Consider the following 11,800-nt stretch of genomic DNA (forward strand, 5'->3'; position numbering starts at 1 on the left):
TATGCGTTACTTAGAAACTAAAAAAGCACGGATCGAGATCATTCCAATGATCGACATCATGCTGTTTTTGTTGGTGTTTTTTGCCATGATGACCTTGAAGATGATTCCTACTTCCGGCCATGTCACTAAGCTGCCAACCAGCTCAACGGCCGCCACGATTCCACCGCCAAAACTATTGGTCGAAATCAGCCCAGACGGAACTCTGTTGGTGGAAAACCAAGCGATCACGTCCGAACAGTTAACCGCCATGTTATTGCAACGCAATAACAGCAAAACGGCAGTGACCATTGCTGGCAATGAAACCGCTTCGTTGCAGCAAGTGATGTCAGTCATTGATGCGATTAAATTAGGTGGGGCAACGGAGATCAGTTTATCGACTCGGCATCCGACGGGGAAATAAATGTCTGATTTAACCTACGAAGCAATTCCTACTCAGGGCAAATCGTCAGCCACGCAAGCCTTTGGTCTTGCCTTGCTAATCGAGGTCGCGCTGGTGGCAGGTGTTGCTGGTCTGTTAGCGAGTAGCTCAGCCATACAAGCGGCGCACGAACCCGTGCCGCTGACACTAGCTCAAGCAGAACCCGAGCCAGAGAAAAAGCCCGATCCCAAGCCCGAACCAAAGCCAGAGCCGGTCAAAATGGTTAGTAAGGTCGCGCCACCTAAAACGCCGACGCCACCGCAACAACCCGTCGTGACCGAACCAACGCCGCCCTTAGCCGCTGTGGAATCGGATGTGCAAACAGCCTTTGCCCAACCAGCGCCGGTAAAAGCCAGCCCACCACCGCAACCACCAACTACTGGCAAAGTCGATCCAAACGCCGAGTACGCGGGCAAGGTGCACGAAGCCGTGCAAGCGGCGTATTTCTATCCAGCCGCCGCCGCAGCCATGCGCTTTTCAGGCCGCGTCCGAGTTGAGTTCCAACTCAAAGATGGACACGTCACGGAATCGCACGTCTTACAAACTTGCGGTATCGGTTTGTTTGATAAAGCAGCGCTGCAAGCAGTACAAGTAGCCCATTACCCGGCACCGCCAGAACAATTACGCGGTCAAGATTTGCACTATCAAATCTGGGTAGAACTAGCGACGCATTAACCAACTCGGTCAATGCAACGTAGGGCGCCCCTCGTGGGCGCCCTGCCCCAACGCCAAAACACCGCGCATTACAACAACCACCTCAGCCTTCTCTGCGCTCTCGGTCTTCGATACCTTATAATCCCAGCACCACAAGTACTACACTGCAGGGACTAACCATGACCAAATCACGAAACCACCTCAAAATCGCAATGCTAGCGCTACTACTCAGCGCATCCAGCCTAGTCTTCGCGCAAGAACACAGCACGGAAACCACAACACCCACGACGCCAACAACTGCGACAACTGAGCAGCCAGCGCCCGAAATCACCCAAGCCGCACAACTACCCCAAGTCAAAATCACCGACACCAAAATCGGCACTGGCGCCGAAGCCGTTGATGGCAATCTGGTCAGCGTGCATTACACCGGCTGGTTGTACGATCCAAGCCAAAAAACTGGCCACGGTAAAAAATTTGACAGCTCACGCGACCGCGCCCAGCCGATAACCTTCCCGCTTGGCGCACATCGCGTTATTCCGGGTTGGGAACAAGGGCTGCAAGGAATGAAAGTCGGTGGCAAGCGCACCTTAATTATTCCGAGCGAATTGGCCTATGGCGAACGCGGTGCTGGCGGAGTAATTCCTCCGAATGCGACGTTACTGTTTGAAGTGGAATTATTAAGCGCCAAATAAGTTGGAATTCGCTGTTGAATAAGTTGAATTCAACTTACTAATTCGTCCGCCATCAAATTTTCAAATCACCAATACCCTGTAACCTAATTAAAAATACCATGCACCCACAAATCAAAAATAAGCTAACCATTGCCGCAGCCTTGGTTTTATTGGCACTAGCAGCTTGCGATAAACCCGAAACCGCGCCAAGCAATCCAGTAGCCCAAGCCGAAGCAAATAAGGTCGTTGCATTGAGTAGCAAAGATAGCGTAATCGGCAGCGGCGCGGAGGTGAAAAACAACCAGCAAATCACCGTGCATTACACCGGTTGGCTGTACGACGCCAATGCCGCCGATTTGCATGGCAAAAAATTTGATAGTTCATTAAAGGCTGACGGCAGCAAAGGCAATCCCTTCACGTTTTATGTCGGTGCGCATCAAGTCATTCCCGGTTGGGACGAAGGCGTGATTGGCATGAAGGTCGGCGGCAAACGCACCTTAATCATCCCGAGTGAATTGGGCTACGGCGAACGCGGCGCGGGGCACGGATTAATCCCTAAAAACGCCGCCTTGATTTTCGATATCGAGTTAGTGGGAATTAAGTAGCTTAGGGAATTTCGCACAAGGTGCGGCAAACTTTTTGCACTAGCCCAATCCGCCTACTAAAGTCGGATTGAGCGCTTGAACTGGCTTCACCAGTAAATTATTTCTTTACGCAGCAGCTACCCACTTCGCCCGCGCTGCATGCAGTTTTTTGTAGCTATCCAATAGCCGCTGATGACGATCTAATCCTTCCAGTTTCATGCTGGTCGGCGTCAAACCAAAGAAGCGCACGCTGCCGTCTAAGGAGCCGAGCACCGCGTCCATTCTGTCGTTACCGAACATACGGCGGAAATTGGTGATGTAATCGTCCAACTCCAGATCATCATCCAACTCAACTTCTAGCACCACATTTAAGGCCTGATAAAACAAGCCGCGCTCAACAGTATTGTCGTTGTATTGCAAAAAGCTACCTACCAATTCATGCGCTTCTTCGTATTGTTGCAAAGCCAGTTGAATCAGAAGTTTTAACTCTAATACGGTGAGCTGCCCCCAAACGGTGTTCTCATCAAACTCAATACCGATTAAGGTTGAGATATCGCTGTAATCATCCAACTCATTATTCTCTAAACGCTCTAACAGCGATTCCAGCTGTTCGTCGTCAAGCTGATGCAAATTCAAAATATCAGCGCGGAATAATAACGACTTATTGGTGTTATCCCAGATCAAATCTTCAACTGGATAGACTTCCGAATAACCCGGTACCAAGATGCGGCAAGCGGTTGCGCCTAGCTGGTCATAGACCGCAACATAGACTTCTTTGCCCATTTCTTGCAGGATGCCGAACAAGGTTGCCGCTTCTGTGCTGTTGGCGTTTTCATCTTTTGCTGAAAAATCCCAATCGACAAATTGATAATCGGATTTAGCACTGAAAAAGCGCCAACTCACCACGCCGCTGGAATCAATAAAATGCTCGACGAAATTATTCGGTTCGGTCACCGCATTGCTGACAAAAGTCGGTTGCGGCAAATCGTTTAAACCTTCAAAACTGCGTCCTTGCAATAATTCCGTCAAGCTGCGCTCCAAGGCAACTTCCAAACTAGGATGCGCGCCGAATGAAGCAAACACGCCGCCGGTGCGCGGGTTCATTAAGGTCACGCACATCACGGGATATTGACCGCCGAGTGAAGCGTCTTTGACTAAGACCGGAAAGCCTTGCTCTTCTAAACCAGCGATACCCGCCACGATACCCGGAAAGCGCGCTAACACTTCTTGCGGCACATCGGGCAAGCTCAGTTCACCTTCCAAAATTTCACGCTTTACGGCGCGCTCAAAAATTTCCGACAAACATTGCACCTGCGCTTCCGCCAAGGTATTGCCGGCGCTCATGCCGTTACTGGCGTACAGGTTTTCAATTAAGTTGGACGGAAAATACACGACCTCGCCATCCGATTGACGCACAAACGGCAGCGCACAAATACCGCGCTTCACATTGCCGGAATTGGTGTCGATCAAATGCGAGCCGCGCAATTCATCGTCGGGGTTGTAAATATCGAGACAATACTGATCGAGAATGTCGGGCGGCAGCGCATCTTTTTTGCCCGGCTTAAACCAACGTTCATTGGGGTAATGCACGAAATCGGCGTTGGCGATTTCCTCGCCCCAATACGAGCCCGCATAAAAGTGATTGTTGCTTAGCCGCTCAATATATTCGCCCAAGGCAGACGCCAACGCGCTCTCTTTGGTCGCGCCTTTGCCGTTGGTAAAACACATCGGTGAATGCGCGTCGCGGATGTGCAAAGACCACACATTGGGAATGATGTTGCGCCAAGAAGCGATTTCAATCTTGATACCTAAACCTGCCAACAGCGACGACATATTGGCAATCGTTTGTTCCAGCGGCAGATCCTTGCCTAAGATGAACGTGCCTGCGTCGTTAGCCGGATTAATGGTCAACAAAGCCTGCGCATCGGCATCTAAATTCTCTACTTCTTCAATCACAAATTCCGGTCCGGCCTGCACTACTTTTTTAACGGTGCAGCGTTCAATCGAGCGCAAAATCCCTTGCCGATCTTTGTCCGATATATCGGCCGGTAACTCAACTTGAATTTTAAAAATTTGCTGGTAGCGGTTATCAGGATCAACGATATTGTTTTGCGAGAGCCGAATATTTTCGGTCGAAATATTGCGCGTGTTGCAGTACAACTTCACGAAGTAGGCCGCGCACAATGCGGACGAAGCTAAAAAATAATCGAACGGCCCTGGCGCTGAGCCATCGCCTTTGTAGCGTATCGGCTGATCAGCGATCACCGTGAAATCATCAAACTTGGCTTCTAGGCGCAGCTTGTCGAGAAAGTTGACTTTAATTTCCATACAGGGAATTCCAAAATAATGTTCAATACAATGTTCAAAGAGATGAGGCAAATAATTTGGGCAACAGCGTGATCCGCAAGTCGCACCAAACTCAAGCAAAGCTTACCGCCAGCGTTGGCTTACGTAGTGCGGGCGCGATGCTGCGTGCCTAGTCCAGAGGTAATAAATAATACCGTTGTGGGCTCAACCACATCGGCGGTGTGCCAGATTCCGGCTTGATTTATGGCGTATTCACCAGAATTGAGTAGCACCGTTTGCCGCGCTCCACTCTGATCTTCCTGATGCAACGTAATCGCACCCGAAATACACACAACAACCTCGCTGCCAGCAGGATGCATCTCCCACGAATTCCACGGAGCGTCGAAACTATGCAGGCTAACCAATCGACCCTCATTGCCATCGATAGCGCAGCGCTGGGAATAGTGCTCGTACCAACTCATCTCGCCAGTAAATTCAGGCAGCGCTTCCGCCACCGCGCCGAGTCCAAGGTGAATCGGAAAACTGCTGATCGATTTTGGGAAAGTCATACGAAATCCTATTGGCTTATACAGCGCGAGTTTCGGAATATCTTGCCAAGTTCGCGCCACAACCTAAGCTTATCGCGCCGCTCACCGAGTTCAACAAAGCAGCCTAATCAAGGCCGCTTTCAGGAAAGTCGCCAGCTTACAGCAAGAATTCACCTATCACCAGAATGGCTAAGCAAGTGTTAAACCTTGACCAACAATTTGCCCGTATTAGCGCCCTCAAACAAACTATTTAACGCTTCCGGCAATTGATCGAAGCCTTCCACTATTGTCTCGTCCAAAAACACCTCGCCCGATTTCACCCAAGGCCCAACCGCGGCGCGCAGCTCTTCCATGCGATGGGTAAAATCGCGCGCCAAAATTCCTTGAATCGTGGCGCGCTTAAATAGCATGTGCTGCAAGAAGCGCGGCCCTAAATCCGGCTGATCCAAGCCGCCGTCGTATTGGGCAATCGCGCCGCAAATCACGGCCCGCGCCCGTAACTTCAATAAGGGCATCACCGCATCGGTAATCCAACCACCAACGTTATCAAAATACACATCCCAACCACCGGTAACGCGTTCCAACTCTTGCGCCAGCGCTGCTGTAGTGGAGAAAGCGCGGTAATCGACTGCGCCATCCAATTTCAAGCGATTGATTAAATATTCGCACTTAGCCGGACCACCAGCGATACCAATCACTTTGCAACCGGCTTTTTTACCAAATTGCGCTACGAGGGAACCAACCGCACCCGCCGCGCCCGAGACTAGCAACGTATCGCCGGCCCGCGGACGACCTGCTTCCATCAAGCCGAACCACGCCGTGCGCCCCGGCATACCCAACACACCGAGCGCGGTGCTAACGGGTGCCAGTTCGGGGTCAAGTTTTTGCAATTCGCTGATGTGGCATTTGGCCAGTGTTTGCCAGCCGCTGTAACCGAGTACCCAATCGCCCGGTTTAAATTGACTACTATTTGATTGCAGCACCTGACCAACTGTGGCGGCGCGTTGCACAATGCCGAGCGGATGCGGCAGATCGTAGGTGTTGCGCTCAGCCTGCTGAATGCGCATGTAGGGATCGACACTAATGAAACGCTGCTCGACCAACACTTCGTTAATCGCCAACTCCTCATCCATCGGTGTTTCGCGCAATTCATAATGTTCGGCACCGACTCTGCCCTCGGGCCGTTTGACGTAAAACCACTGACGATTGGTGTACAAAGACATAACAAACTCCCGCAAAAAGACTGAAAGGCCGACAGCTTACAGCAAGTCCAATCGGGTCGCTGGTCTGCTTTTTTTACAAATCATTGAAAATTATTTAACAATCAACCCAGTTTATGTGATTCACTACTTCGCCGTTACCCAATAATTCGTTATTATCCGAAACATTCGTTTTAGCTCAATTTTTTCAAACAGCTAGGACGCGACAACAATAACTTCGCGCTCAGACCGAAACGCCCGATTTCTTTTTAGGATGAATGGAACAACAATGACCACTTCAGAAAATGCGATCGATGTACAAATCAGACTGGCTTTGGTCGGGGAGGCAGAGCAACTAACGGCATTGTCCATTGCATCCAAGGCGCGCTGGGGCTATACGCCCGAACAAGTAGCGGCTTGGCGTGGCGAATTAGCGGTGCAAGCGGACGATATTTTTAGCGGGAGGGTGCACGTCGCTGTCGTTGAGGAGGAAGTTGTCGCAGTAATGGTGTTACTGCCCGCCAAAATGACGTGGAAGCTAAGCCATTTATTTGTCGCCGAAGCGTGGATGCATCAGGGCATAGGGAAAAAGCTATTTCAGTTTGCCGTCGAACTAGCGCAACAACAGGATGCCAGAGCAATCTCGATTAACGCTGACCCCAACGCCGAACGATTTTATCTGTCGTGCGGCGCGATCCGTTCCTACAGCATCGCCGCGCCAATTCCAGAGAATGAGCATCGAATTCGTCCGCAAATGTTATTCATGATCCCAGCGCAAAAGACGCTTTAAGACCCTTTACGCAATTGAAGTGAATCAATCGCCAACGCCTTCCGCAGCGGTGTGCCGCACTATTTCCAGCTATACCGCACCACTACCGCATTAAAAAATATCCGATTTGCGTAATTGTCTTTTTCTTTGGGATCATAGCCCCCAAAAAACGATCGAACGCCCACATCAACGGTATCGCCGCTGCCGAGTTGTGTGCGAACTCCGACAAAAATATCAAACAAGCCGTCTAAAAATGTATTCCCGTTAACGCTCGGCAGAAAATCAGAGCGGGTAAATAAACTATAACTATTGCCCAGGCTTTTATTGGCTTCGACATTAAAAACCGGCAGCGCCAGCAAATTAGTGTCGGCAAATGAATGGCTGTTAGTCGCTAGCTTTACGCTTGCGTAGCGAACGATGGCGGAACCGCCCAGACGAATATAGTCTTTACTATCCTGGGATTGGTACATCGGGTAATTGGCTGTCAAGCGCAGCGTGGGGAATTCATAATGAAGCGATGCTTGATCACCCTTCTGATAATCAATACCGTGGTAGGTCAATGTATTGGAAAGGCGACCGGAATAGTTGACCGTCAACGGTTGCAGCACAACGCCGTAATCCCAATCGTTCGCCTCGCGACGCCAATATTCCATGCGCACGTCGGCGGTACTTTTTTTAAAATCGCTGGTCGCGTCGCCCTGATTGAAACCATGAATTTCCATATTTTGGGTGGAAATTATTCCGCCTTCTAGCTCAAAGCTATCGTGCGTCTCCTGTGCTTGGATATCCAAGGCACATAGAAATATACCTACTGCAGATAGCGCAAATGGCAGTTTTTTCATGTATTTTCTCCGTAAAAAGTCAGTTTAGGATTCGTTCGTTGAGCCGTCGAGCCTTGTTCCGCCAATGGGGAATTGGTCGATCTATCCGCAAACTGTGGCTCAAGTTTGTGTTGAATCACGGCGCTGGGCTTCGTGCGGCAAATTCCACCTTTTTAGGGCTTAATTTAACCGCTTTCTGAAGTCTAATACCAATCAATCAAAAAAGATACTGATTGGTATTAATATTACCGTTTGGTATTTTGGTGATTTAATACAAATTTTTAAGCGTCCAGCGCCGTCGCCCCTCGAAGGAGCTATCAACAAGTTAGCGGCTCGATGATCAATATCTTCCTAACAAGCTAATTTGGACAACCACGCCAGCTACACTAAAATGGCGGCTTTTCTAGCGTCTGTGTAAAGCCCTCCATGCCATTTTCCTCACTCCAACTCATTCCCGATCTGCAACGCGCGATATCTGAACGCGGCTATAGCACGCCAACAGCAATCCAATCCGCGGCTATTCCTGTCATCGTGGGCGGCGGCGATCTGGTGGCGTGTGCACAAACGGGTTCGGGGAAAACGGCGGCGTTTTGTTTACCCCTGTTGCAGCGCTGGAACCAACAAACACCTGCCACGCCGCGTAAAGTCAGTGTGTTGATCTTGGTGCCAACGCGCGAATTGGCGACCCAAGTGGGCGATACTTTGCGCAGCTTGGCGGCATTTTTACCCAAGCCAATTAAGCTGGCGGTATTGTTTGGCGGGGTATCGATCAATCCGCAGATGATGCATTTGCGCGGCGGCGCGGATATGGTGGTGGCTACTCCCGGACGCCTGCTGGATTTAATTGCGCACAATGCGCTGTCGATCTCAAGCGTGCAGACCTTGGTGTTGGATGAGGCAGATCGTTTGCTGGAATTGGGTTTTCAGGATGAACTCAATCAACTACTGAAGTTGTTACCGGCGCAGCGCCAAAACTGTTTATTTTCAGCGACCTTTCCCGAGCAATTATCAGCCTTGGCGCAAGACTTTTTAAAGTCACCAACGCGCATCGATATTGCAGCGACCGAAATCACAACTCCTGAGATTAGCCAACGCGCTATCGTGGTTGATACGGCTAACCGCACGCAACTGCTACGCCATTTAATTGATAGTGAAAACTGGGATCGCGTTTTGGTTTTTGCAGCCAGTCGCTATGCAACCGAAGTGATCGCACTCAAATTACGCAAAGCACGCATCGCTGCCGAGCCGTTTCACGGTGAATTAAGTCAAGGCAAACGCACACAGGTTTTAGCTGACTTTAAGGCGCAACGCATTCGGGTGGTCGTGGCAACTGATGTGGCAGCGCGTGGGATTGATATTGCGAACTTACCGGTGGTGGTTAATTTCGATTTGCCGCGCTCGACCGATGATTATGTCCATCGAATAGGTCGCACAGGTCGGGCGGGTGAAGCGGGCTTGGCGGTCAGCTTTATTAGCACTGGAAATGAAGCGCATTTCCGCTTGATCGAGCAGCGTCAACAGGTCAAAGTGGAGCGCGAAATTATTGCTGGATTTGAACCGACGGAAAAAGACGTTTCAGTGTCCACCGAAGATAAATCGAATGGCGGCATCAAAGGTAAGCGCCCAAGCAAAAAAGATAAATTGCGCGCCTTAGCAGCGCAAGAAAATAAAAGTTAGCCTCAAATAAAAAAGCGCTTCCGATGGATAAACCCCATCGCAAGCGCTTGCTAATTACATCAATCAATCTCACATCATCCGATAAACGGGATAACGCAGCCACTCAGGTTCGTTATAGCGCTTGCAGTTCGCGAAGATAAAACTCAACACTTGCTCTTGATCCGATAACAAAGCTGGATTGGCGGTCTTCCATTGTTCAAACTTAGCTTTTAATTCAGGTTCGGAATTAAGCAATTCCAGCGCGGTGTCTTCAAACACGTAATTTGAAAATGCTTCTTTTTTCTCCAGCACGCTATTAAAAAATCCCCATCTAAAAAAACTATCGTGCGCTTGCGGCTCCAAGGTCTCAACCGCGTAACGGGCGTTGGCTTGATTGAGGTGCAGCAGATAATCGCCAGCCCGCAGCATGATTTGTTCGGTACGTGTTTCGAGTTCAACTTCATCGTGGAACATATGACCTTCATACGGCGTAGCGCGAGAAGTGAACTTCTTAACGTGATAGGTGTGCAGCGTATGCAGACCCGATTCTACAACGCGTTCTAATTGCACGCCATTCCACTGCAAACGCGCAATGACCTCGCGCCATGCTTGCGGGATGACGTAAGTTTTTGGCGCTGGCACGGTAACGTCCGGCACAAAATTATCGTAATAGGCGATATCTTTTTCCCACGGTTGATTGCGGTCGTAGGCTAGGCGCGTGTAGTTACCGATCAAGCTCGGACGATAAACGGCAGCGTAACCCTTAAAGCGGAAATGCGAAGGCTTACTTTGATCGGCTTTCCATTGGACTGGCCATTGCGTTTTTTGAGCAGCCGCGTGCTTATCGGCGGCGCGTAATTGCTGGATTTGATCAGCATGCTTGATCGTAAAATTTAGTACCACTTCCACTAAATTACGCATGGATTCATAACGATCAGCGTAAGGTTTAAGCATGTGCGTCTCTGGCATAAAACCGATGGTGTGATGCAACGCGGCGTAACCTGTGGAGAAGCGTGGAACTTCTAAAAAGTCTTCAATGCCATCATCAGGGATATCGGTCACTTGGTTATGCGGGTTCACATAAGGGCAGGTCGGCCAGCCGCGTTGCTCCATTTGCGCGAAAATTTCTGGCAACATCGTTGCACGCAAAAACGTTCCTAAACCGCCACCTAATTTATCCGCCTGCGTTTGAATCAGCGTCATCGTATAGCTGTAATCGGCCCCGTTAGAAGTATGCGTATCGACCATGACATCCGGGCTCCACGCGCTGAACAGTTGATTAAACGCCTGCGCATTTAAACTATCGCATTTAATAAAATCGCGATTCAAATCCATGTTCAAAGCGTTGCCGCGGAAGCCAAACATTTCAGGCCCATCTTGATTTACGCGCGAGGTATTCTGGCGATTCCAGCAACCATCAACGTTATAAATCGGCACAAACAAAAACACCGTGCGACCCAAGGCCGCCAAGCGTCCCGGCTCAATACAAAAATCACGCACCAACGCCATACACGCATCAATGCCTTCCGGCTCGCCCGGATGAATACCGTTGTTATTAAAAAAAACCGGCCGCGCTTCGCGCTTAATTTCTTCTAAATCAAACACCCCGTCCGCAGTCACCACACCTGCATACAAAGGCACGCCGCCATCAGAAGTACCGATCTGAAACAAGCGCACAACGTTCGGAAAGCGTGCTGTTAAATGTTGATAAAAAGCGATGCATTCTTCCCAAGTCGTCGTTTGGTTTTTATTCCCTTTTTCATAGGGAGTCAGTAAGTCAGGCAGCATGGCAATCCTTGCAATTAAATTGGGAATACGATGTAAAAATGAATGCGCGGCATTGTAGCATTTTTAAAAATTACCCTATATCTACCCACTTCAACGACCATGTTTAAGCTGTGTTGGGTGCACGAAGTTCACAAGCCCCCACCACCAACAACACAAAATAAACTCATTACGTCAATTCCTGCAAAAAACGTAAGATTCATAGAATTGTTTTTATTGCTAAATAAATATGCTATTTTTACTATTTCCCACGCACATTAGGAACCTCCATGCCGCATCCCACCCGCACCCTCTCCATCCACAGCCCAGCCATCCCACAAATCAACGATCCATCCGCCCTAATCCCCGTGCGTCTGTCCGGTTCTGACGCCATGAATCATCTGTTTGAATACCACTTACTGCTTAAAAC

At 49.6% G+C, this 11,800-nt stretch carries 11 protein-coding genes; 6 read left to right on the forward strand and 5 right to left on the reverse strand.

The genetic code is table 11. The features are described from left to right. Nucleotide 1 precedes the first annotated feature (1 nt). The 4 genes from E2I14_RS14600 (at nucleotide 2) to E2I14_RS14615 (ending at nucleotide 2,348) form a co-directional block, all read left to right on the forward strand. Entirely contained in the window at nucleotides 2-400 is a 399-nt protein-coding gene (locus E2I14_RS14600) for an ExbD/TolR family protein (protein ID WP_133329820.1), read from the forward strand. Further along, nucleotides 401-1,093 (forward strand): TonB family protein, encoded by a 693-nt coding sequence (locus tag E2I14_RS14605; RefSeq protein ID WP_133329822.1) that lies wholly within the window; start codon nucleotides 401-403, stop codon nucleotides 1,091-1,093. A gap of 158 nt (nucleotides 1,094-1,251) precedes the next feature. Continuing rightward, nucleotides 1,252-1,764, forward strand: coding sequence for an FKBP-type peptidyl-prolyl cis-trans isomerase (locus tag E2I14_RS14610; protein ID WP_227544752.1), 513 nt, complete (start codon nucleotides 1,252-1,254; stop codon nucleotides 1,762-1,764). Nucleotides 1,765-1,862: 98 nt separating this feature from the next. Then, on the forward strand, nucleotides 1,863-2,348 hold the full coding sequence (locus E2I14_RS14615; protein ID WP_133329824.1) for an FKBP-type peptidyl-prolyl cis-trans isomerase: 486 nt from the start codon (nucleotides 1,863-1,865) through the stop codon (nucleotides 2,346-2,348). Nucleotides 2,349-2,453: 105 nt separating this feature from the next. Here E2I14_RS14615 and E2I14_RS14620 read toward each other — a convergent pair whose 3' ends face one another. The 3 genes from E2I14_RS14620 to E2I14_RS14630 all read right to left on the reverse strand — a co-directional run bounded on the left by E2I14_RS14620 (nucleotide 2,454) and on the right by E2I14_RS14630 (nucleotide 6,384). Further along, nucleotides 2,454-4,655: an OsmC domain/YcaO domain-containing protein gene (locus E2I14_RS14620; RefSeq protein WP_133329825.1), complete on the reverse strand. Its 2,202-nt coding sequence runs from the start codon at nucleotides 4,653-4,655 to the stop codon at nucleotides 2,454-2,456. 119 nt (nucleotides 4,656-4,774) lie between these two features. After that, a complete protein-coding gene (locus tag E2I14_RS14625; RefSeq protein WP_133329826.1) occupies nucleotides 4,775-5,182 on the reverse strand; it encodes a cupin domain-containing protein in 408 nt (135 codons plus the stop codon). 179 nt (nucleotides 5,183-5,361) lie between these two features. Further along, a complete protein-coding gene (locus E2I14_RS14630; RefSeq protein WP_133329827.1) occupies nucleotides 5,362-6,384 on the reverse strand; it encodes an NADP-dependent oxidoreductase in 1,023 nt (340 codons plus the stop codon). Nucleotides 6,385-6,649: 265 nt separating this feature from the next. On the opposite strand from E2I14_RS14630, the gene E2I14_RS14635 reads away from it, so the two are divergent. Then, nucleotides 6,650-7,150 (forward strand): GNAT family N-acetyltransferase, encoded by a 501-nt coding sequence (locus E2I14_RS14635; RefSeq protein ID WP_165967849.1) that lies wholly within the window; start codon nucleotides 6,650-6,652, stop codon nucleotides 7,148-7,150. A 59-nt stretch (nucleotides 7,151-7,209) separates the two neighbouring features. On the opposite strand, the gene E2I14_RS14640 is transcribed toward E2I14_RS14635, so the two are convergent. Continuing rightward, on the reverse strand, nucleotides 7,210-7,971 hold the full coding sequence (locus tag E2I14_RS14640) for a hypothetical protein (protein ID WP_133329829.1): 762 nt from the start codon (nucleotides 7,969-7,971) through the stop codon (nucleotides 7,210-7,212). Between the two features lie 405 nt (nucleotides 7,972-8,376). On the opposite strand from E2I14_RS14640, the gene E2I14_RS14645 reads away from it, so the two are divergent. Further along, nucleotides 8,377-9,627, forward strand: coding sequence for a DEAD/DEAH box helicase (locus tag E2I14_RS14645; protein WP_133329830.1), 1,251 nt, complete (start codon nucleotides 8,377-8,379; stop codon nucleotides 9,625-9,627). Nucleotides 9,628-9,696: 69 nt separating this feature from the next. Here the strand turns inward: E2I14_RS14645 and E2I14_RS14650 are convergent, their stop codons facing one another. After that, nucleotides 9,697-11,394 (reverse strand): M14 family zinc carboxypeptidase, encoded by a 1,698-nt coding sequence (locus tag E2I14_RS14650; RefSeq protein ID WP_133329832.1) that lies wholly within the window; start codon nucleotides 11,392-11,394, stop codon nucleotides 9,697-9,699. Nucleotides 11,395-11,800: the final 406 nt, after the last annotated feature.

The organism is Sapientia aquatica (assembly GCF_004358105.1).
Classification (GTDB): domain Bacteria; phylum Pseudomonadota; class Gammaproteobacteria; order Burkholderiales; family Burkholderiaceae_D; genus Solimicrobium; species Solimicrobium aquaticum.

Coding starts and splice junctions, on each gene's coding strand:
- E2I14_RS14600 (WP_133329820.1), top strand. CDS start 2: ATGCGTTACTTAGAAACTAAAAAAGCACGGATCGAGATCATTCCAATG.
- E2I14_RS14605 (WP_133329822.1), top strand. CDS start 401: ATGTCTGATTTAACCTACGAAGCAATTCCTACTCAGGGCAAATCGTCA.
- E2I14_RS14610 (WP_227544752.1), top strand. CDS start 1,252: ATGACCAAATCACGAAACCACCTCAAAATCGCAATGCTAGCGCTACTA.
- E2I14_RS14615 (WP_133329824.1), top strand. CDS start 1,863: ATGCACCCACAAATCAAAAATAAGCTAACCATTGCCGCAGCCTTGGTT.
- E2I14_RS14620 (WP_133329825.1), bottom strand. CDS start 4,655: ATGGAAATTAAAGTCAACTTTCTCGACAAGCTGCGCCTAGAAGCCAAG.
- E2I14_RS14625 (WP_133329826.1), bottom strand. CDS start 5,182: ATGACTTTCCCAAAATCGATCAGCAGTTTTCCGATTCACCTTGGACTC.
- E2I14_RS14630 (WP_133329827.1), bottom strand. CDS start 6,384: ATGTCTTTGTACACCAATCGTCAGTGGTTTTACGTCAAACGGCCCGAG.
- E2I14_RS14635 (WP_165967849.1), top strand. CDS start 6,650: ATGACCACTTCAGAAAATGCGATCGATGTACAAATCAGACTGGCTTTG.
- E2I14_RS14640 (WP_133329829.1), bottom strand. CDS start 7,971: ATGAAAAAACTGCCATTTGCGCTATCTGCAGTAGGTATATTTCTATGT.
- E2I14_RS14645 (WP_133329830.1), top strand. CDS start 8,377: ATGCCATTTTCCTCACTCCAACTCATTCCCGATCTGCAACGCGCGATA.
- E2I14_RS14650 (WP_133329832.1), bottom strand. CDS start 11,394: ATGCTGCCTGACTTACTGACTCCCTATGAAAAAGGGAATAAAAACCAA.